Origin of the sequence: Ancylobacter polymorphus (assembly GCF_030813495.1) — a bacterium.
Lineage (GTDB): Bacteria > Pseudomonadota > Alphaproteobacteria > Rhizobiales > Xanthobacteraceae > Ancylobacter > Ancylobacter polymorphus.
This window is the reverse complement of sequence record NZ_JAUSUI010000004.1, coordinates 42,549-62,396: the sequence shown is the minus strand read 5'-3', so window position 1 is coordinate 62,396 and position 19,848 is coordinate 42,549. Positions and strand designations below refer to the sequence as shown.

Below are 19,848 nucleotides of genomic sequence, written 5' to 3'. Positions count from 1 at the left end.
TGCAATCAAAGATTTTTGGCCGGACGCCGCCCCGCTGACGGCGCGCGCGTCACCGTAAGCCATTGAACTTCAACGCTCATCTTGCATCTCACTCCGGTCGCCGCGCTAGGAACGGACCAAAGCGCCACCAGAGAAATACAACCCTTACGAGAAACGAAGCCTCATCGAAGCGGGCGGCCTCAGGGCCAGCCCGGCATGTCGCCGCCTCTCACGCGCCGGCGAAGACCGGGGTTCGCGCCGTGGAAAGCACGCTGAACACACCGTCGCGGTCCACCACCGTGCCGCAACTCGTCACATAGTCCGGGCGAGGCAGAAGACGGCTCTGGCCCAGCTCCATATGCACATCGACCAGGCAGTCGACGAACTGACGGGCGAGCTTGAAATCGGCGGCGGCGGGTCCGGTCATGGCGGTGATCGGGTTGACGATGCGCACCCGGTCCGGCCGCAGCGCCCGGAGCGCGCCGCTGGCGATGAGCGGCTGGGCGGTGTGGTCGAGCACATAGCCGATATTGCGCCCGGACAGGATGAGCGCCAGCTGCGACTGGATGCCGAGCCCGACATCGCCGCAGGTGTCGCTGCGCCGCGTGCGCTCGGGGTGGTAGTATTCGAGGTGCCCGCGGTTGCAATAGGCGGCGGATTCGATCTCCGCCAGCGTCAGCTCCTCTTCGGGAACCGCGAACAGCGGATGCCGGTGGCTGCAGCACATGAAGCCCTGCTCATCGAACAGGTGCTCATAGGACAGCTGCGTATAATGCTCGTTCACCAGCCCGATGCCGACATGCAGCATGCCGTCGGCGACCCTTCCCGCCAGCTGGAAGCCGAGCATCACCTCCATGCGGAAGCGGATATTGGGATAATAGTCGCTGAAGCGGTGAATGGCGTCGTGGATGCGGGCGCACGGATTTTCGACAATGCCGTCCTGTATGCCGATGGAGAGCTCATAGCCGGCATTCTGGTTGATGTTGGCGGCCTTCTGCTTGAAGGCTTCGACCGAGGCGAAAAGTTCCTTCGCCGCCTTGTAGACCACCTCGCCCTCGCGGAAGAGCTTGAACCCCTTCGGCCCGCGCCGGCACAGCCGCGTGCCGAGGCGGATCTCCAGCGATTTGAGGTTCTCGCTGAGGGTGGACTGGGAGAGGTTCAGCGCGGCCTGCGCGGCGGTGAAGCTCTGCTCCTCCACAATGGTGCAGAAGCAGCGCAGAAGCTTCAGGTCGATATCGTAGATCTGGCTGATAGACGACATGGTTCGGCCTCTCCGGTCAGCGACACCTCTTCCCCCCGCCACTCCGCTAGCAAATTGTGCGCCGCATGATCGCGCGCGATCTGTCCGCGTGCGGCGCACCATCGCGATGGAGGTAATTGCCCAGCGATTGGCCATCCTTTGCCCCGCTGCCCAAGGATGAGCCGCCGCAGCGCGAACATCGCTTGGCTTTTTCGCGATGGTACGAACACGGAGCCCCGCCCTAGCCTTGGCCTCTCCATCACGGGCAGACAGGGCAGGTATCATGGCGCCACGGCCACTCCATCTCGGCTGGTTCACCAATTTCGCGGTCGACGAATGGACGAAGCCGTTCACCGGCGGCGGTGGCGACCCCTGGGATGGCGGGTTCTACATCGACATGGCGAAAGCCATGGAGCGCGCCTGCTTCGACTACATCATGCTCGAAGACACGCTGATGATCTCCGAGGCCTATGGCGGCTCCAACGCGGTCTATCTCAAGCACAACATCATGGGCCCGAAGGCCGACCCCTCGCCCATGGCGGCGCTGATCGGGGCGAACACCACCCATCTCGGCGTGGTGGCGACCTTCTCCACCATGGCCTATCCGCCCTTCATGCTGGCGCGCCTGTGCTCGACGCTCGACAGCATCTGCAAGGGCCGCTTCGGCTGGAACATCGTCACCACGGGCGAGGACCTCGCCGCCGAGAATTTCGGCATGGACAAGCTGCCGCCGCGCCAGGAGCGCTACGACATGGCGGACGAGTATGTGGAGCTCGTCAAGCAGCTCTGGGGCAGCTGGGAGGCCGATGCTGTGGTGCGCGACCGCGCCACCGGCACCTATGCCGACGCCTCCAAGGTCCGGCCGATCCATTTCGAGGGCAAGTATTTCAAGAGCCGCGGCCCGCTCAACTGCGTGCCCTCGCCGCAGCAGCGCCCGGCCTTCGTGCAGGCCGGCGGCTCGCCGCGCGGGCGGCAATTCGCGGCGATGACCGCCGACAGTATCATCGCCCCCTCCATGGGCGTCGCCGGGCTCAAAGCCTATCGCGACGATGTGCGGGCGCGGGCGCAGGCCGGCGGGCGCGACCCGGACGAGATCAAGGTGCTGTTCGTCGTCGCCCCGATCCTGGGAGAGACCGAAGAGGAAGCTAAGGCCAAGGCCGCGCGCATCATCGAGGCGCCGGATTATTGCGAGAAGGCTCTGGCGATGATCGCCGCCATCACCGATATCGATTTCTCGAAATTCGACCTCGACGCTCCCCTGCCCCACCTCACCACCAATGGCGAGCAGGGCTCGCTCGACGCCTTCCAGCAGGCGGGCTCGGGCAAGACGCTGCGCCAGCTCTGCGCCGACCAGCTCTCGCGCGGGCTCGACGGCCTCATCGGCACGCCCGACCAGGTGGCCGAGCGCATGGGCGAGGTGATGGCGGAAGTGGGCGGCGACGGCTTCCTCATCACCCGGCCTTTCACCGCCAATATCAGCCGGCAATACATCACCGATATCTGCGAGGGGCTGGTGCCCGCCCTGCAACGGCGGGGCCTCGCCCGCACAAGCTACACCGAAGGCGCCACGCTGCGGCAGATGCTGCGGGAGTTCTGAGAGCGCGGCGGCGCCGCCTCAGAAGCGTCATCCCGGAAGGACCGCAGGTCCTGTCCGGGATCGCGTCCATGGAGTTGTGAACGGTCCCGGCTCTCCGCCTTCGGCTTCGTCCGGGATGACGTCTCGATCACCGCAGGATCTGCGCCAGGAAATGGCGCAGGCGCTCGCTTTCCGGCGCCTCGAAGAAGCGGGCGGCGTCGCCCTCTTCCACGATCTCGCCCCGGTCCATGAACACACAGCGATCCGCCACGCGCCGGGCGAAGCCCATTTCATGGGTGACGCAGACCATGGTGACGCCGCTGGCGGCGAGTTCCTCCATGACGCCGAGCACCTCCTTCACCATTTCCGGGTCGAGCGCCGAGGTCGGCTCGTCGAACAGCAGGATGCGCGGCTCCATGCACAGCGCGCGGGCGATGGCGACGCGCTGCTGCTGGCCGCCGGAAAGCCGCGCCGGGTATTTGCGCGCCTGATCGGCCAGATGCACCCGCTCCAGATGCGCCATGGCGAGCTTTACCGCCTGCGCCTTCGACAGCCCGCGATTGAGCCGGGGTGCCAGCATGCAGTTCTCCAGCGCGGTGAGGTGCGGAAACAGGTTGAAGTGCTGGAACACCATGCCGACTTCCTGGCGGATGTCCTGCACCGTGCCCTCATCGCCCGTCAGTTCGACGCCATTGACCACGATCCGCCCGCCATCATGGCGTTCCAGCGCGTTGATGCAGCGGATCAGCGTCGACTTGCCCGAACCCGAGGGGCCGCAGATCACCACCCTCTCGCCGCGCCGCACATCGAGATCGACCCCCGCCAGGGCGCGATGCGTGCCGTAGCGCTTCACCACCCCGGCGAGATGGATCGCCGGCACGGCGGCAAGGTCGGCGGGGAGCGTGCGCGGGCTCATGGCGTCACCGTCCTCCCGGCTGGTGCGGCGACGGCGTCCTCGGCGCTGTGGCGGTTGAGCCAGCGTCCCCAGAACTGGAAGCCGATGCGCAGCACATTGACGAAGGCCCAGTAGAAGGTCGCCGCGCACAGGATCGGCGTGAACGGATCATAGGTCTGCTCGAAGATCGCATTGGCCACCGCCATCAGGTCGGTGATCGTCACCACGGAGACGATGGCCGTGCCCTTGACGAAGCTCACCACCTCGTTTTGGTAGGCTTTGAGCCCATAGCGCAGGGCGAGCGGCATCCGCACCCAGAGAAAGATGTTGCGCCTTGTGATACCGAGCGCCTCGCTGGCCTCGACCAGCCCGTGCGGCACGGCGAGCAGGCTGCCGCGCAGCACCTCGACCATATAGGCGGCATGGTTGAGGCTCAGCGCCACGATGGCGCAGCCGAAAGGCGAGCCGAACAGCACCCAGAACGGCCCCTCGCGCAGCGCCTCGATCTGGCCGAGGCCGTAATAGACGAGATAGAGCAGGATCAGCAGCGGCGCGCCGCGAAAGAACACGACGAAGATCTCCGCCGGCAGCGACAGGACGCGGCGGGGCGACATGCGGGCGAAGCAGATGGGAAAGGCCAGCATGAGCCCGATCATCAGCGGCAGCACGGTGAGGAACACCGTCACCCTGAGTCCGGCGAACAGCGCCGGCAGGCTTTCCCAGGCGAGGGCGACATCGATGGGCAGCGCGCTCATGCCTCGGCCCGGCTCGGTGAACGGGGCGCGCGGCGCTGGCCGCGGTCGAGACGGGCCTCCAGCCGGTTCGCGACCCAGAGGCTCGCGGCGCTGAAGGCGATGAACACCAGCGCGGTGGCGATGAAGAAGACGAAGGGCTCCTTGGTCGCCCCGGCGGCGATCTTGGCGGCGGCGACGAGGTCCTGCAGCCCGGCCAGCGACACCAGCGGCGTCTCCTTCAGCATGAAGCTCCACACATTGACGAGGCCGGGAAGCGCGAGCCGCATCACCTGCGGCAGGATCACCCGCCCCCACATGATGAGCGGGGGAATGGCAAGCGCCCGCGCGCCCTCGAACTGGCCCCTGGGCAGGTTCTCGATCGCCCCGCGCACCAGTTCGGCGATATAGGCGGCGTAGACGATGCCGAGCGCCGCCACGCCGGCGCCGAAGGGCGAGATGTCGATGCGGGAGCCGAATTCGCCCAGCACCGCGCCCAGCATGGCGCTGCCGCCATAGAAAATGAGGAAGATCACCAGCAGCGACGGCACGCCCATGAAGATGGAGGCATAGACCCGCCAAGCCGCGCGGATGATCCTGTTGCGCGAGAGCGTGGCGACACCGATCGCTACGCCCAGCGTGAAGGCGAGCGCGAAACTGGTGAGGAACAGCTCCAGCGTGATCAGCGCTCCCTCGCCGAGCTGGCGCAGATAGCCTGCGAGGTCGGCGGGGGAGAGGTTGGTCATCGGCCGGGCTCCAAGGGGCGCGCGGTCAGTTGGTCTTCTCGCAGGCGGCTTCCGCCGAGAGCGTCGCCACCGGCACGTATTTCTTGCGGATGGTGGTGTAGGTGCAGTCCTTGATCATCTCGGCGAGCGCGGTGTTGACGCGCTTGACGAGCGCCTCGCTCTTCTTCGGGAAGATCCAGCTATAGCCGCGCTCGGCCTCGGGGATGGACGGGTCGCCCAGCCAGTGGTCGCCGCCGGCCAGCTCGTAATCCTTGCCCTCGGGCTTGGCGATCAGTTCCAGCGTCCAGTTGATCTTGGAATCGAAGACGAGGTCCAGCCGGCCGGCGAGCAGATCGAGCTTCATCTGGTCGGGATTGTCGTAATAGACCTCGACGAAGGTATCCTTGCCGAAATGCTTGTGGATGTAGGGCACCATGGAGGCGCCGCGCTGCAGCGCGATGCGCAGGCCCTTGCCGGTGACACCTTCCTTGGTCAGCGTGTAGTTGCTGCCCTTCTTCACCACAAAGGTCGCGGGATTATAGACGATGGGCGTGGCGAACAGCGCCTTTTCCATCCGCTCCGGGGTCGGCGAAATCTGGGTGACGATGCCGTCGAACTTGCCCTGCAGCATGGACGGGATGAGCGCCTTGAAATCCATCACCACGATTTCGCAGTCCGCGCCGATGCGCTTGCACATCTCGCGCGCCAGCTCCGGCTCCATGCCGGTGAGGTTGCCGGAGGAATCCACCATGGAGAAGGGCGGGTAGACGCCCTCATTGCCAAGCTTGAGCTTCTCGGCGGAGGCGGCCGAGAGGCCGGCCGTCGCCAGGAACAGGCCGAGCGCGAGAGTACCGGCCCGGCGGAGAGGATGATGCGGAAGGCGGGAGATCATCGGCGTCATGTCCTGGTGGGGGGCGGGGTTCGATGCTGGGGGGTCAGAATTCGGTCAGCGTGTCGCGCAGGTGCTGATGGGTGTAGGCGGCGCGGGTCAGGCCACGGCGCTGCAGCACCGGCACGAGCCCGTCGGTGATCGTCGCCACCGAGCGGCGCGAGACATCCGGCAGGGCGATGAGGAAGCCGTCGCCGCCCACTTCCTGCATGATCTCGTCCATCTGGCTGGCGACGCTGTCCGGCGTGCCGACGACATCGACGCAATAGCCGCAGCTCACATGGTCGATCATCGCCTGGCGCAGCGGCTTGTCGCCGGCGCGTGTGAGGAATTGCGAGAGGCTGGACTGGTGGCCGTTGGTCGTGAGCGTGAGCTGGCTCACCGGCGTGTCGAGGTCGAGGCCGGAGAGGTCGAGATTGGTGCTCCAGCCGAAACGGGCCATGCGCGCGTCGAGATTCTGCGCGGCGGAGACGCGGCGCTGGTCGGCGGCCCATTTCGCCTGTTCCTCGGTCTCGGCGACGATGGGCGAGAGCAGGAACAGCACCTTGCAGTCGTCCGGGTTGCGGCCGAGCCCGGCCATCTGCGCGCGGATGTCGTCGCGGTACTGTTTCATCGCGGCGACGCCATTCGGCGCGGCGACGATGGTGTCGGCATGGGTGGCGGCAATCTTGCGCCCGCTCTTGGAGCCGCCCGCCTGCGCGATGACTGGCTGGCCCTGCGGGCATGGCCCGGAATTCAGCGGCCCGCGCGAGGCGTAGTATTTGCCGGCATAGTCGATGGTGTGGACCTTGGCGGGGTCGATCAGCACGCCGTTCTCGCGGTCGTCGAGAAAGGCGCCCGGCTCCCATGAACCCCACAGCCCCTTGACGATGTCGATATATTCTTCCGCCATCAGATAGCGTTCATCGTGCTCGGGCAGCTTCTCCTTGCCGAAATTCTGGGCGGAGAAGTCCGACGAGCCGGTCACCATGTTCCAGCCCGCGCGCCCGCCCGAAATCTGGTCGAGCGAGGAGACGATGCGGGCGGTGAGATAGGGGTGATAGGCGAAGGTGGAGAGTGTCGGCACGATGCCGAGCTTGCGGGTGGAAGCGGCGAGCAGCGTCGCCACCACGCTCGGCTCCTGCCGGGGCACGCAGATGCCGCCTTTCAGGAAAATGTCGCGCGAGGCCTGCCAGTTCTCGCCGACATAGATCGAATCCTCGATCAGCAGATAATCGAAGCAGGCGCGCTCCATCGAGCGCACGAGATCGACGAAGAGATCGGCGCTCATCCAGTCCTGGCCGATATTGCCGGTCCACGGCTCTCCCCAGGCCTGAACGCTGGAACCCTGGAGAAACCAGGCGAGATGGAAGGGATTCGCCGTCATGCACGCACCTTTGTCCTGATCCGCACGCCGGCTTCCGCCAGCACGCAGGAGAGGTTAAGGGCGCAACACCCGGGGGGAGTATCGTGAAGAGGCGAAGCTTGATCGTCTGCTTGTGAATTAATCCTGCCCAAGAAGCCGGCATATGGTGCCTCCGACCCGTCGGACAAAAGGAAATGCCGGGCTCCGAGGGCCCGGCATTCTGGTCATTCACGCATCATGCGCCGCAGCGTGTGCCGGTCACGCGCGATAGCGGGCGCGCTCGCGCTGCACTTCCGGGGCGGTATAGGCCGGCGCCTCCGGGTCGAAGCGGGTCCAGCCCTCGTCACGGTACACACGCTCGCGCGCGGTCACATCCACCGCCGACTCCGCGTCGAGAATGGCCTGCGCCTCCGCCTCGCGCTCGTCCGGCACGCGGGCGGAAACGACGGTGCCGCCACGGCGCACGCCCTCGGCATAGATATGCGCCCTCTCCTCGGGCACGCCTTCCGAGGTCATCGCGCCGACGAGGCCGCCGACCGCGCCGCCCGCCGCCGCGCCGGCCACCGCGCCGGCGCCGGTCGCCACCAGCCAGCCCGCCGCCACCACCGGGCCGACGCCGGGGATCGCCATCAGGCCGAGGCCGGTGAGCAGGCCGCCAGCACCGCCGAGCACGGCGCCGATGCCGGCCCCCGTGGCCGCGCCCTCGCCGGCATGGCTCTCATGGTGCTCATGGGTGCGCCCATCGGCATGGGAAGTGGTGGACGTGGTGGTGGCGCTGTCGCGGCCATACCAGTCGTCGGAATTATTGGCCACGAGGCTGATCTGCGCGCGGTCGATGCCCAGAGCCTGCAGCTTGTTCACCGCGGTGAGCGCGTCGTCATAATTGTCGAAAAGTCCGGAAACGGTCGCCATGATAGATCCTCCCTAAGGGGCCAGCGTGAGATCAGTTCGGAAAGACGTTGCCCTGATAGTCGAGCGCCACGTCATGCGAGGCGCCGCCCTTCATCGCCTTGCCGCGCCAGACGCCGTCCTGGTCCTTGGCGAGACCGGTCACGTCGGAAAAGCCGCGCGCCTCGATGCGCTCCTTCGCCTGCGCTTCGGTGAAGCTGTTGGCGCCCTTGGCAGGCATGGCCGGCTGGGGCGCGCTTTCGGTGGTCACCGCGGGAGTGTTGGGGTCCTGCGCCGCCGGCGGGGTCTGCGCCCAGGCCGGCGCGGCGATCGCCATTGCAGCAAGAATAGGCAGAATGCGCTTCATCTGATGGCCCTCCAATCACAAATTGTGAGGAGTGAACGCCATTTAGGCAGAACAGTTCCGCGCGGCGCATGACCGGAACGCAACAGAGCGACGCTTCCCTTGACGCCGATGCAGGATGCGCTTGATTAGGAACCGGGGCGCGTGCAAGGAAACGCCATGAAACACCGCATGCCGCTTACGGTCCTTCTCGTCGCCCTGGCCCTTCCGGCCAGCGCGGTCGTCGCCTCGGCGCAATATGCGGGCAATCCCGGCCTGCGCAATCCGGGCGCGACGACGCCGGTGCCGAAGCAGGCCGGCAAGCCGCCGCAGACCTGGGAGCCCGCGGCGCAGCCCACCCCGGCCGCGCGTCAGCTCAATCCCAATCCAGGTTGCGTCACCCTGCCCTGCAACGCGCCGCCGGTGATCCGGAAACCGGCTTCCTGAGCCAGAGGCCGGCGTGTCTCGCCACGCCTCCTGAAGACCGGAGCCTAGAGCCCTGCCGCCTTGCGCAGCGCGGCGTTCATCCGCTCCTGCCAGCCGGGGCCGTCCTGCTGGAAGTGCTCCAGCACATCCCGGTCGAGACGCAGCGACACCATCTCCTTGGCATTGGGCAGCGACAGGGTGGCCCGCGCCGGCGCGGGCTTCTCCGTCACGGGCGCCGGCTTGGCCGTCGCGCTTTTGAAGGCGGCTTCGGCGATGTCGCGGGCCGAACCGCTGCCGCGTCGTGTGGGGGTCATTGCCATCGGGGATCCTCGAATCGGCCGCAGCTTACAACTCATTCGCGCCGCGCGGCCAGCCACGCGGACCGGCCGTGACCAATCGGAGCCTTGCGTCCCCGCGCCCCCGCCCCCACTCTTGCCGCCAGAGCAAGGGCGCGCCCGCCGGCACAGCGCCCGGAGGTTCGCCATGTCCTACGGCTTTCTCGATATCGCCATCACCCCCAGCGTGCGGGCGGCGCAGGAGGAGATGGGCGTCGCCCATCTCTGGGAGGACTTTCGCGGCGACCGCACCTCCGACCGCTTCTCGCGCAGCGAGGAAGCCTTCATCGCCCAGCGCGACAGCTTCTACATCGCCAGCGTGTCCGAGACCGGCTGGCCCTATGTGCAACATCGCGGCGGGCCGCGCGGCTTTCTCAAAGTCATCGACGAGCGCACCCTCGCCTTCGCCGATTACGGTGGAAATAGGCAATATATCAGCACCGGCAATGTCGCCGCCAACAGCCGCACCTGCCTGTTCCTGATCGACTATCCCAGGCGCACCCGGCTCAAGATCTATGCCCATGCCGAGGTTCTCGCCCTCGGCGCCGACGCGGAACTCACCGCGAAGGTAAGCCCGCAGGGCTACCGTGCCCGCCCCGAGCGCATTTATCGTCTGCGGCTCGACGCCTTTGACTGGAACTGCCCGCAGCACATCACCCCGCGCTTCACCGAGGCCGAGATCACCGAGGCCGTCCGCCCGCTGCGCGACCGGCTGGCGGAGCTGGAGGCGGAGAATGCCGCGCTGCGCGCCCGCCTCGCCGCCGGGGAAGCGCCGGCCGAGGGCTGAACCGGCTTCCGCCGGCCCCTCACATCGAAGTGTCCGGCCGGCGCATGGGCATCGCCGGAACGGAAGCGTCGCCAGGCCATTAGCGTCTCACAGCCAAGGAGACCGAGATGACCGAGCGCGCCCGGCACGCCACCTATGATCAACCCGTTGGCGGCTGGGGGTCGGCAAAGTCCCTGCTCAAACATTCCACCGAGCAGCACGCGGTTTCCGCCGTGGCGGCGCTGGTGAAGGACCACAACAAGACCGGCGGCTATATGTGCACCAGCTGCGCCTGGGCGAAGCCCGCCCAGCCGCATGCGGCCGAATTCTGCGAGAACGGCGCCAAGGCCACCTTCTGGGACGTGACCTCCCGGCGCACCACGCCGGACTTCTTCGCCCGGCACACCGTCTCCGAACTGCTCGGCTGGTCGGATTACGACCTGGAGAACGAGGGCCGGCTCACCCATCCGCTGCGCTACGACGCCCGCCTCGACCGCTATGTCGAAGTGGCGTGGGAGGACGCCTTCGCCGATATCGGCACCAAGCTGCGCGGCTACCAGCCCGATGAGGCGGTGTTCTACGCCTCCGGCCGCGCCTCGCTGGAAACCTCCTACATGTACCAGCTTCTCGCCCGGCTCTACGGCACCAACAACCTGCCCGACAGTTCCAACATGTGCCACGAGACCACGTCGGTCGCCCTGCCGCCGACGCTGGGCACGCCGGTGGGCACGGTCCTTCTGGACGACTTCCGGGAGACGGACTGCATCTTCTCCTTCGGCCAGAATGTCGGCACCAATTCGCCGCGCATGCTGCACCCGTTGCAGGAGGCGCGGGAACGCGACGTGCCCGTCGTGGTGTTCAATCCGCTGCGCGAAAAAGGCTGGGAGGCATTCGTCAATCCGCAGCGGCCCGGCCAGATGTTGACCAATGAGCCGACCACCATCGCCACGCAATATTATCAGGTGCGCGCCGGCGGCGACATCGCCGCCATGACCGGCATGGCCAAGACGCTGCTGGCGCTGGACGACAAGGCGCAGGCGCTGGGTGACGCGCGGGTGCTGGACGCCGACTTCATCGCCGCCCACACGCATGGCTTCCCCGCCTTCGAGGCCATGGTGCGGGCGACGGAATGGGCGGAGATCGAGCATGAATCCGGTCTCGCGCAGGCGGAAATCGAGGCCGCCGCCCACACCTTCGCCAATGCCCGGGCGGTGATCGCCATCTATGGCATGGGCCTCACCCAGCACCGGCTGGGTGTCGATACCGTGCAGATGCTGGTCAATCTTCTGCTCATGGGCGGCCATATCGGCCGGCCCGGCGCCGGCATCTGCCCGGTGCGCGGCCATTCCAATGTGCAGGGCCAGCGCACGGTGGGCATCGCGGAAAAGGCGGAACTGGTGCCGCTCGACCGGCTCGCCGCGCAGTTCGGTTTCGAGCCGCCGCGCGCGGACGGGATGAACACGGTGGAAGCCTGCGAGGCGGTGATCGCCGGCAAGGTCCGCGCCCTTATCGGCCTCGGCGGCAACTTCGTCCGCGCCATTCCCGAGCGCGAGCTGATGGAGGAAAAGTGGCGCGAGCTCGACCTCTCCGTGCAGATCGCCACCAAGCTGAACCGCACCCATCTCATCGCGGCGAAAACCAGCTATCTGCTGCCGACGCTGGTACGCTCGGAGATCGACCGGCAGGCCACCGGGCCGCAGGTGGTGACGATGGAGGATTCCACCACCTGCATCCATGCCTCGCGTGGCAAGTTCGAGCCGGCCGCCGACACGCTGCTCTCCGAGCCGCGCATCGTCGCCGAAATCGCCAAGGCGACGCTGCCGCCCAATCCGTGCGTGCCGTGGGACCGCTGGGTGGAGGATTATGCACGGGTGCGCGAGGCCATCGAGGCGACCTTCCCCGACGATTTCCGCGCCTTCAACGCCCGGCTCGACACGCCCGGCGGCTTTCCCCGGCCGGTGGCGGCGCGCGAGCGGCGGTGGGAGACGGAATCGGGCAAGGCGACCTTCACCCGGCCGAAGGCGCTTTCCGCCAGCTTCGACGATGGCCGCGATGCCGATGTGCTGCGCCTCATCACGCTGCGCTCCAACGACCAGTTCAACACCACGGTCTATGGCTATGCCGACCGGCTGCGCGGCATTCACGGCTCGCGGATGGTGGTGATGATGAACCGCGACGACCGCATCCGCCTCGGGCTCACCGAAGACGGACGGGCGCGGCTGGTGACGGCGGTGGATGACGGCATCCACCGCGCCATGGGCGGCTTTCAGGTCATCGACTACGACCTGCCACCCGGCACCTGCGCCGCCTATTTCCCCGAATGCAACGCGCTGATCCCGCTCTGGCACCATGCCGAAGGCAGCAAGACCCCGGCGGCGAAATCGGTGCCGATCCGGGTCCGGCCGGAATGATCTGCCGTCAGGGAACACGCCGGGCCCCGGCCGGAACCCCTGCCGCGGCGGCGCGTTAGGCGAAGGCGTTTCCCGCTACCGCGCGCCGTGGCGGGAGGCTCGGCGCCACGACAACCCATGGAGGTCGCAACTGGACCCGGTCGTTCCCTATTGCGGTCCCGCGCCTGAACGCCTGCTGACGGCGTGGAACCTCGCCCCTCTGCCGCTCGCCCTGTGCGCGGTGGCGCTTGGGCTCGCCTTCCTGCGCCGGGATGTGCCGCGCGGGCCGGCGGCGCTGGCGGCGGCGGCGCTGTTTGTCGCTTTCGTCTCGCCGCTCTGCGCGCTCACCGTCGCGCTGTTTTCCGCGCGCGGGCTGCATCATCTCGTGCTGGTGCTGGTTGCCGCGCCGGCGCTGGCGCTGGCCTTCCCGCTCCGCCTGCCCTTCGCCCGCATGGGCGGCTTTCTCGGCCTGTCGCTGTTGCTCTGGCTCTGGCACCTGCCGGCGGCCTATACGCTGGCCTGGAACAGCCATGCCGCCTATTGGCTGATGCAGGCCGGCCTCCTCGGCTCGGGATTCGCCTTCTGGTCGTCGGTGTTCCGGGTGGAGCGTCCGGTCGAACGCGTCGCCTCCGTCGGGCTCGTACTGGCGCTGGCCGGGCAGATGGGGCTGATCGGCGCCATCCTCACCTTCTCCCCGCGCCTGCTCTATCTCCAGCATCTCGGCGCCACCGACGCCTATGGAGTAAGCGCCCTCGCCGACCAGCAGCTGGCCGGCCTCATCATGTGGGTGCCGGGCATGCTGCCCCTCGCCCTCATCGGCGCGCTGCTGCTGCGGCGCGGCTGGCGCGAGGCGAGCGTGGCATGATCGCGCTGCTGAAAGCGCTGCACATCGCCGCCCTCAGCCTGTGGTGCGCCGGGCTGGTGGCGATGCCGCTGGTGTTGCAGATCTATGGCCGGCGCGAGGAAGTGCGTACCCAGGCCGGCTTCACCGAATTCCGCCTGCTGATGCACGCCGCCTATACGCGCATCGTCACCCCGGCCGCCATCGTCGCCATCGCCGCCGGCACGGCGCTGATCTTCGCCGCCGACGTCACCCAGCCCTGGCTGGTGGCGAAGCTGGTGGCGGTGGCGGGCATGGTGCTGGCCCATGCCTGGCTCGGCCATCTCAATGTCGAGGCCTCCGAAGGGCGCGGCTCGTACCAGATGCCGCACGCCATCGCCGCCCTCCCCGCTAGCCTCATCTGCATGAGCGCGGTGCTCTATCTCGTCCTCGCCAAGCCGGACCTGCAGCCGCTGATCGAGGCGCTGCCGGCGGCGCTGACCACCCCTCAGGGGCGTTCGCTCCCCGATGTTCTGGTGCCGATTTGATAGTCGAAGACGAGTTTTCCGCCATGCCAGCCGGTCAGGGCGGTCATTCCGGCCATGACCAGCGACAGCGCCAGCCCAACGGGGAGCACCGCGCCGTCGGGGTCGCCGATGCGGATGATCCAGTTCATGCCGATGAGCGAGAGCAGCATCACCGCGAGGATGAAATGCGTCCAGCTGGCGGAGCGGTTGCGGATGCCACGCACCATCAGCAGTTCGGCGGTGCCGGTGATCCCCGCCAGCACGCCCATGGCGAAGGCGCCGAACACGGCATAGGCCGAGACATGCGACCAGAAGCTGCTGCCGGTCCAGAGATAGAGCAGATCGCCGCCCAGCGTGCTGAAGGACAGCGCGATCGGAAAGGTCACCAGCATGGCGTGCAGGGGATGGCCGGAGATCGCGATCTTCGATTCCGTGTCCTCAAGGGCGCGCCGCTCCTCCAGCGGGTCGAACAGATCGGGGCGGGCGTCCATCGGGCCTCCTTCGCGTGGCGGTCGGTCTCTCCGGGCAAGTGCGCAGCCCTCGCGCTGGTTCCCCTTGTCCTCGCGGGATGCAAGGGCCCGCTCTCGGCGCTGAGCCCGGCGGGGCCGATCGCGCAGGACATCGCCTCACTATGGTGGGGGCTGCTGGCCGGGGCGATGGCGCTGGCGCTGATGGTGTTCGTGCTCGTCGCCCTCGGCTTCGGCCGTCCGCGCGCCATCACGGAAGGGCGCTGGGTGTTCGGCATGGGGGTGTGGTTCTCCCTCGGCGTGCTCAGCCTCATCCTCATCGCCGCGCTCTGGGTGGGCGAGCGCATCCTGCCGCACGGGCCGGCGCTGGAAGTGCGCGCCCATGCGCGGCAATGGGCGTGGAGCTTCAGCCATCCCGGCGCGGAAGGTCCGGTCACGTCCGAGGGCGTGCTGCACATCCCCGCCGGCCGGCCGGTGGATGTGCTCATCACCTCGACCGACGTGATCCATTCCTTCTGGGTACCGCAGCTCGGCGGCAAGATGGACGCCATCCCCGGCCGCGAGAACCGGCTGCGCCTCGAAGCCGCGCGGCCCGGCACCTATGAGGGCCTGTGCGCCGAGTTCTGCGGGCTGGAACACGCGGCCATGCGCTTCGAGGTGATCGCGCATGATCCCGCCCAATGGCCGCCCGTGTCGCCGGAGGGCCCGCGCCCATGAACACGCCCATGAATACGCCAGCCAACACGCCTCTCACGCCCCACGACCCCGCCTCCATCCCCGCCAATCCGCCACAGCGCGCGCTCGGCCTGCACCGGGAGTTGGACCGCGTCTGGCGCAACGCGCCGGGCCTGCGGGGACAGATCACCGCCGTCAGCCACACCACGCTCGGCCTGCGCTTCATGGTGACGGCCTTCCTGTTCTTCGGCATTGGCGGGCTGCTGGCCATGCTGATCCGGGCGCAGCTGGCGACCCCTAATGGCGCCTTTCTCGACACCGCGCTCTACAACCAGATCTTCACGATGCATGGCAGCATCATGATGTTTCTGTTCGCCATTCCCATGCTGGAAGGGCTGGCGATGTATCTCTTGCCGAAAATGCTCGGCACGCGCGACCTCGCCTTTCCCCGGCTCTCGGCGCTGGGCTATTGGTGCTATCTGCTCGGCGGCCTGATCCTTATCGCCGCCCTGCTCGCCGGCGTCGCCCCGGGCGAGGGCTGGTTCATGTATACGCCGCTGTCCGGCAAGACCTATTCGCCCGGCATCAATGCCGATGTCTGGCTGCTCGGCGTCACTTTCGTCGAAATCTCGGCGCTGTCGGCGGCGATCGAGCTGATGGTCTCCATCCTGCGCCTGCGGGCGCCGGGGATGAAGCTGACGCAGATGCCGCTTTTCGCCTGGTACATGCTGGGCACGGCGGCGATGATGCTCGCGGGCTTCCCCCCGCTCATCCTTGGCTCGGTGCTGCTGGAAATGGAGCGCGCCTTCGGCTGGCCGTTCTTCGACCCCGAACGCGGCGGCGACCCGCTCTTGTGGCAGCATCTGTTCTGGCTGTTCGGCCACCCCGAGGTCTACATCATCTTCCTGCCGGCGGCGGGCGTGCTCTCCACCGTCATTCCGGTGCTGTGCCGCACGCAGATCGTCGGCTATGGAGCCATCGTCGCCGCCATTCTCGGCATGGTGTTCCTCAGCTTCGGCCTGTGGGTGCACCACATGTTCGCGGTCGGCATCCCGCATCTGGCGCTGGCCTTCTTCTCCGCCGCCTCGATGCTGGTGGCGGTGCCCACCGCCGTGCAGATCTTCGCCTGGATCGCCACGCTGTGGCGCGGCCGGCCGGAACTGAAGCTGCCGATGCTCTATATTCTCGGCTTCTTCTTCACCTTCGTCATGGGCGGGCTCACCGGCGTCATGCTGGCGGTGGTGCCGTTCAACTGGCAGGCGCATGACACCGCTTTCGTCACCGCGCATCTGCATTATGTGCTGATCGGCGGCTTCGTCTTCCCCATGCTGGCCGGCGTCGCCTGGTGGATGCCGCTGATGAGCGGGCGCCGGCGGGTGCGCGGGCTGGGCGAGGCCGCGTTCTGGTTCATCCTCGTCGGCTTCCACGGCACCTTCTTCCTCATGCACCTCACCGGGCTGATGGGGATGGCGCGCCGCATCCCCTCCTATCCCGAAAACCCGGAATGGACGGCGCTGAACCTCTCCTCGTCCTTCTTCGGCTTCGTCATGACCATCGGCTTCGCGCTGTTCGCCATCGACCTGATCCTGCAGGCGGGCTTCGGCAAGCGCAGCGTGCGCAACCCGTGGAAGGCGCCGTCGCTCGACTGGGCGATGGCGCTGCCGCCGCCCAACTATAATTTCGCCTCGCTGCCGGGGCCGGCGCTGCAACAGGCCGGGGCCGAGGCCGCCATGCTGGCGCTGGCGAAGGGCGAGGGCCTGCTGCCCGGCGCCCCGCGCGGCCGGCGCGAAATCCTCGTCACCTCGGTGGGCACGGCGCGGCCGGAACATGTGGCGATCCTGCCCGTCAACACCGGCCTGCCTCTGCTTCTGGCGCTCGCCATCTCAGCCTTCGTGCTGCTGATGCTGGCGGGGCTCTACACGCTGGCGCCGCTGGCGCTGATCCCGGTCGTGACGCTGATCTGGATCTGGGCGCGGCGCGCGATGGCGCCTCTCGACGCCACGCCGATCGAGGTGGCGCCGGGGCTGGTCCTTCCGGTCCAGCCGGGCGATGGTGGGACGCTGACGCGCAGCGGCCTCGTCAGCCTGCTGTTCGCCAATGGCACCTTCTTCGCCTCGCTGCTGTTCGGGCTGGCGTTTATCTCGCTGGTCTCGCCCGGCCCGCCCCGGCCGCTCTGGCCCGCGGACAGAACGGTGCTGTTGGCCACCGGGGCGGTGCTCGCTTTGCTCGCCATGGCGGCGCTCGGCCTGCCCCGGGCGCTCAGCCATATTGAAACCGGGCGCCGCGCCGGGGCGGGACTGCCGGTCGCCTTCGCCGCCAATCTGCTGGCGCTCGCCCTCCTCCTCGCGCTCGGCCTCGGTCAGCTGCCCGACCCCACGCGCCACGCCGCGGACGCGGTGCGCGCCGCGCTGGTGGCCTATGTCGGCCTGCATGCCGCCATCGCCACCCTGTTCACCGCCTTCGCGCTCGACCAGGCAAGGCGGGGCGAACTGGCTCCGGGCCGCGCCGGCGCGCTGCGCAATGCGGGCCTGTGGCAGAGCTACACCCTCGCCGCTGCGGCGGTGACGCTGGCGGCGCTGTGGGCGCAGGAGGCGGCGTCGTGAGGCCGGCGGGCGGCGTGCTCTGGCTCGGCTGGCTGATCGCCGGGCCGACCGTGTGGGCAGTGGCGTTCTCGCTCGCCTATGGGCTGCACGGCATGGGGTGCGAGTTCGGCTGGCCGGCGGTCGCGGTCGGGCCGGTCAGCCTGCACCGTCTCGCCATCGCCCTCCCTGCCCTCGCCGGGGCGCTGATCTGCCTCGGCCTGCTGGCGCGGGTGAAGACCGCGCTCGGGCCGGAGGCGGACCTCCCCCGGCTCGGCCTGTGGATCGGGCTGGTCGCCACCCTGTTCAGCCTGGCGCCGGTGCTGGTGGCGACGAGTTGCGGGCCCGGCCTCGGCTGAGCGGTCGCCGCGCCGGCGTCAGCGCGTGGCGGCGCGCGCGCCCTCGCCCCGAACCTTGTCGCCGCGCAGCCGCGCCCGCCAGACGCCGGCCTCGACCAGGCCGGCGATCACATCCGCCATCACTTTCGCTACCGCGTCGCTGCCGCGCGGGTTCATGGTGCGCGGCGACACCACCACCGACAGGCGCCAGGACGGCGTCGGGTCAAGAATGGGCACGGCCACCATCTCGCCGCGCCGCATCTCCTCGACAAAGGCGAAATGCGGCATGACGGCCAGCGCCCGGCCCTGCTGCACCAGCTGAGCGATGGCCGGCAGGCTGTCGCAGTCCATCGCCACCGGCTTGATGTCGTGGCGGGCGGCGACCTGCTCGATGACGGTGCGCAGCACATTGGGCGCGCCCGGCAGCACGATGGGATGCTCGAACAGGGCGCGCAGCGTCACCCCGGCGCTCGCCGCCAGCGCATGGCCCGGCGGCACGAACAGCATCAGCTCCTCGACCATCAGCTCGGTCCAGGCGACGGTCTCGAAGGCCCGCCGGTCATAAAGCAGCGCGACATCGAGCCGGCCCACCTGCAGGAACTCGTCGAGATAGCCGGTCATCGCCTCCACCACGCGCAGGGTGATGTTGGGCTGGCGCTCCGCCATGGCGGTGATCAGCGGGATGGAGAGGCCACGGCAGGCCGAGGTCGGCAGGCCGACGGCGACGCGGCCGGACGGGTTGACCGATTGCGAGCGCACCACGTCCTTCACCCGCTCCACCTCTTCGAGGATGCGGCGGGCATGGTCGTAGAGCTGCTGGCCCATCTCGGTCGGCGTCACGCCGCGCGCATGACGCAGCAGCAGCTCGACGCCCAACTCGTCCTCCAGGTTCTTCACCTGCTGGCTCAGCGAAGGCTGGGCGATGCGGAGCATTTCGGCGGCGCGGGAGAAATTGCCGCTTTCGGTGATCTGCACGAAGTATTTCAGCTGACGAAGATCCATGGATCGCCCCGGCTCACAGGGCAACTCTGCGCGCCATCGCCCAATTGTCAAACTGACTAACAAATCATCATTTGCATGATCTATAGGCAGGATTTTTCCAATACTCGTTTTCAAACAATACGTTACGCAAACAGGGGATTGATCATTGCTGCCTATAAATAAAAACCATAGGCTGAACCTATATATGTGATCGGAAAATCGTCTTTGCCGATGGCGGCTGCTTGTCTCTAGCCTCTGCCTCGTCGAGCCACGCAAAGCCCCCCGCAACCCGTGGCTTCGGGAGATACGCCACTGCCTTCCGCACCATCCCAGCGCTGCCAGCCTCTGGCGGCGACGGCGACGTTCGGCTGTGCGCCGGCACTCTCCCCAGCGTTTAAGGAGCGCCCATGTCCCGCGTCGTCGATCCGAGCCCCCACGACACCTTCATGCGCCGCGCCATCGAGATCAGCCGCGACAAGATGCGGGCGGACGGCTCGGCGCCGTTCGGCTGCGTCATCGTCAAGGACGGGGTGATCGTCGGCGAGGGTGTGAACAACGTCATCAACAACCACGACGCCACCTCGCATGGCGAGGTCGAGGCGATCCGCGATGCCGGGCGGAACCTCAAGACGTGGGACCTCTCGGGCTGCGACCTCTACACCACCTGCGAGCCCTGCGAGATGTGCGTCGCCTCCATGTTCTGGGCGAAGATCCGCCGGCTCTACTACGCCAACACGCTGAAGGACTGCGCCGACATCGGCTTCAAGCTGGAACCGCTGACGAACATGGTCCGCAGCGATCTGCATGAGCGCACCCTCCCCGCCGAACGCCTGCTCCCCACCGAGGCCCGCGAGGTGCTCGACGAATGGGCGGCCTCGCCCGGTTTCAGCCCCTTCCAGTGAGTGCCGGCCCAATCACGAACGCCCTTCCCGA

The 19,848-nt window shown here is 67.8% G+C and carries 21 protein-coding genes; 10 read left to right on the top strand and 11 right to left on the bottom strand.

Annotated features, from left to right (window positions below):
* Positions 1 to 208: 208 nt before the first annotated feature.
* Complete coding sequence (locus J2S75_RS09990) at positions 209 to 1,240, bottom strand: LysR family transcriptional regulator (RefSeq protein WP_307019712.1); 1,032 nt, start codon at positions 1,238 to 1,240, stop codon at positions 209 to 211.
* Between the two features lie 262 nt (positions 1,241 to 1,502).
* Between J2S75_RS09990 and J2S75_RS09985 the strand changes: the two genes are divergently transcribed.
* Positions 1,503 to 2,816 (top strand): NtaA/DmoA family FMN-dependent monooxygenase, encoded by a 1,314-nt coding sequence (locus J2S75_RS09985; protein WP_307019711.1) that lies wholly within the window; start codon positions 1,503 to 1,505, stop codon positions 2,814 to 2,816.
* A 127-nt stretch (positions 2,817 to 2,943) separates the two neighbouring features.
* On the opposite strand, the gene J2S75_RS09980 is transcribed toward J2S75_RS09985, so the two are convergent.
* From J2S75_RS09980 to J2S75_RS09950, 7 genes are all read right to left on the bottom strand, one after another.
* Positions 2,944 to 3,711, bottom strand: coding sequence for an amino acid ABC transporter ATP-binding protein (locus tag J2S75_RS09980; RefSeq protein ID WP_307019710.1), 768 nt, complete (start codon positions 3,709 to 3,711; stop codon positions 2,944 to 2,946).
* Positions 3,708 to 4,445, bottom strand: coding sequence for an ABC transporter permease (locus J2S75_RS09975; RefSeq protein WP_307019709.1), 738 nt, complete (start codon positions 4,443 to 4,445; stop codon positions 3,708 to 3,710). Before J2S75_RS09975 ends, J2S75_RS09980 begins: the two co-directional genes overlap by 4 nt.
* Complete coding sequence (locus J2S75_RS09970) at positions 4,442 to 5,167, bottom strand: ABC transporter permease (protein WP_307019708.1); 726 nt, start codon at positions 5,165 to 5,167, stop codon at positions 4,442 to 4,444. The genes J2S75_RS09975 and J2S75_RS09970 overlap by 4 nt, the downstream gene beginning before the upstream one ends.
* Positions 5,168 to 5,192: 25 nt before the next feature.
* Positions 5,193 to 6,038 carry a transporter substrate-binding domain-containing protein gene (locus J2S75_RS09965; protein ID WP_307019707.1) on the bottom strand — a complete coding sequence of 282 codons (846 nt, stop codon included), beginning with the start codon at positions 6,036 to 6,038 and terminating at the stop codon, positions 5,193 to 5,195.
* Between the two features lie 43 nt (positions 6,039 to 6,081).
* A complete protein-coding gene (locus tag J2S75_RS09960; protein ID WP_307019706.1) occupies positions 6,082 to 7,401 on the bottom strand; it encodes an NtaA/DmoA family FMN-dependent monooxygenase in 1,320 nt (439 codons plus the stop codon).
* A 237-nt stretch (positions 7,402 to 7,638) separates the two neighbouring features.
* Positions 7,639 to 8,292, bottom strand: coding sequence for a hypothetical protein (locus J2S75_RS09955; protein WP_307019705.1), 654 nt, complete (start codon positions 8,290 to 8,292; stop codon positions 7,639 to 7,641).
* Between the two features lie 31 nt (positions 8,293 to 8,323).
* Positions 8,324 to 8,635, bottom strand: coding sequence for a PepSY domain-containing protein (locus tag J2S75_RS09950; protein ID WP_307019704.1), 312 nt, complete (start codon positions 8,633 to 8,635; stop codon positions 8,324 to 8,326).
* A gap of 168 nt (positions 8,636 to 8,803) precedes the next feature.
* On the opposite strand from J2S75_RS09950, the gene J2S75_RS09945 reads away from it, so the two are divergent.
* Complete coding sequence (locus J2S75_RS09945; protein WP_307019703.1) at positions 8,804 to 9,058, top strand: hypothetical protein; 255 nt, start codon at positions 8,804 to 8,806, stop codon at positions 9,056 to 9,058.
* 44 nt (positions 9,059 to 9,102) lie between these two features.
* On the opposite strand, the gene J2S75_RS09940 is transcribed toward J2S75_RS09945, so the two are convergent.
* Positions 9,103 to 9,357 carry a BrnA antitoxin family protein gene (locus J2S75_RS09940; protein ID WP_307019702.1) on the bottom strand — a complete coding sequence of 85 codons (255 nt, stop codon included), beginning with the start codon at positions 9,355 to 9,357 and terminating at the stop codon, positions 9,103 to 9,105.
* A 163-nt stretch (positions 9,358 to 9,520) separates the two neighbouring features.
* On the opposite strand from J2S75_RS09940, the gene J2S75_RS09935 reads away from it, so the two are divergent.
* From J2S75_RS09935 to J2S75_RS09920, 4 genes are all read left to right on the top strand, one after another.
* The gene (locus J2S75_RS09935) at positions 9,521 to 10,159 is read left to right on the top strand and encodes a pyridoxamine 5'-phosphate oxidase family protein (protein WP_307019701.1); all 639 of its coding nucleotides are present in this window, start codon (positions 9,521 to 9,523) and stop codon (positions 10,157 to 10,159) included.
* Positions 10,160 to 10,266: 107 nt separating this feature from the next.
* Complete coding sequence (locus tag J2S75_RS09930) at positions 10,267 to 12,549, top strand: FdhF/YdeP family oxidoreductase (protein ID WP_307019700.1); 2,283 nt, start codon at positions 10,267 to 10,269, stop codon at positions 12,547 to 12,549.
* Positions 12,550 to 12,769: 220 nt separating this feature from the next.
* Positions 12,770 to 13,393, top strand: coding sequence for a cytochrome c oxidase assembly protein (locus tag J2S75_RS09925; protein ID WP_307019699.1), 624 nt, complete (start codon positions 12,770 to 12,772; stop codon positions 13,391 to 13,393).
* Positions 13,390 to 13,896, top strand: coding sequence for a CopD family protein (locus J2S75_RS09920; protein WP_307019698.1), 507 nt, complete (start codon positions 13,390 to 13,392; stop codon positions 13,894 to 13,896). The genes J2S75_RS09925 and J2S75_RS09920 overlap by 4 nt, the downstream gene beginning before the upstream one ends.
* Here the strand turns inward: J2S75_RS09920 and J2S75_RS09915 are convergent.
* Positions 13,857 to 14,366: a DUF2231 domain-containing protein gene (locus J2S75_RS09915; protein ID WP_307019697.1), complete on the bottom strand. Its 510-nt coding sequence runs from the start codon at positions 14,364 to 14,366 to the stop codon at positions 13,857 to 13,859. The genes J2S75_RS09920 and J2S75_RS09915 overlap by 40 nt on opposite strands.
* A gap of 54 nt (positions 14,367 to 14,420) precedes the next feature.
* Between J2S75_RS09915 and coxB the strand changes: the two genes are divergently transcribed.
* The 3 genes from coxB to J2S75_RS09900 are packed head-to-tail and all read left to right on the top strand — an operon-like array spanning position 14,421 to position 17,955.
* Complete coding sequence (gene coxB, locus J2S75_RS09910; RefSeq protein WP_307020065.1) at positions 14,421 to 15,059, top strand: cytochrome c oxidase subunit II; 639 nt, start codon at positions 14,421 to 14,423, stop codon at positions 15,057 to 15,059.
* On the top strand, positions 15,056 to 17,620 hold the full coding sequence (gene ctaD / locus J2S75_RS09905; RefSeq protein ID WP_307019696.1) for a cytochrome c oxidase subunit I: 2,565 nt from the start codon (positions 15,056 to 15,058) through the stop codon (positions 17,618 to 17,620). Before coxB ends, ctaD begins: the two co-directional genes overlap by 4 nt.
* Positions 17,617 to 17,955 carry a hypothetical protein gene (locus J2S75_RS09900; RefSeq protein ID WP_307019694.1) on the top strand — a complete coding sequence of 113 codons (339 nt, stop codon included), beginning with the start codon at positions 17,617 to 17,619 and terminating at the stop codon, positions 17,953 to 17,955. Before ctaD ends, J2S75_RS09900 begins: the two co-directional genes overlap by 4 nt.
* An 18-nt stretch (positions 17,956 to 17,973) precedes the next feature.
* On the opposite strand, the gene J2S75_RS09895 is transcribed toward J2S75_RS09900, so the two are convergent.
* Complete coding sequence (locus J2S75_RS09895; RefSeq protein WP_307019693.1) at positions 17,974 to 18,936, bottom strand: LysR family transcriptional regulator; 963 nt, start codon at positions 18,934 to 18,936, stop codon at positions 17,974 to 17,976.
* Between the two features lie 386 nt (positions 18,937 to 19,322).
* Between J2S75_RS09895 and J2S75_RS09890 the strand changes: the two genes are divergently transcribed.
* Positions 19,323 to 19,817, top strand: coding sequence for a nucleoside deaminase (locus tag J2S75_RS09890; protein ID WP_307019692.1), 495 nt, complete (start codon positions 19,323 to 19,325; stop codon positions 19,815 to 19,817).
* The last annotated feature ends 31 nt before the right edge of the window (positions 19,818 to 19,848 follow it).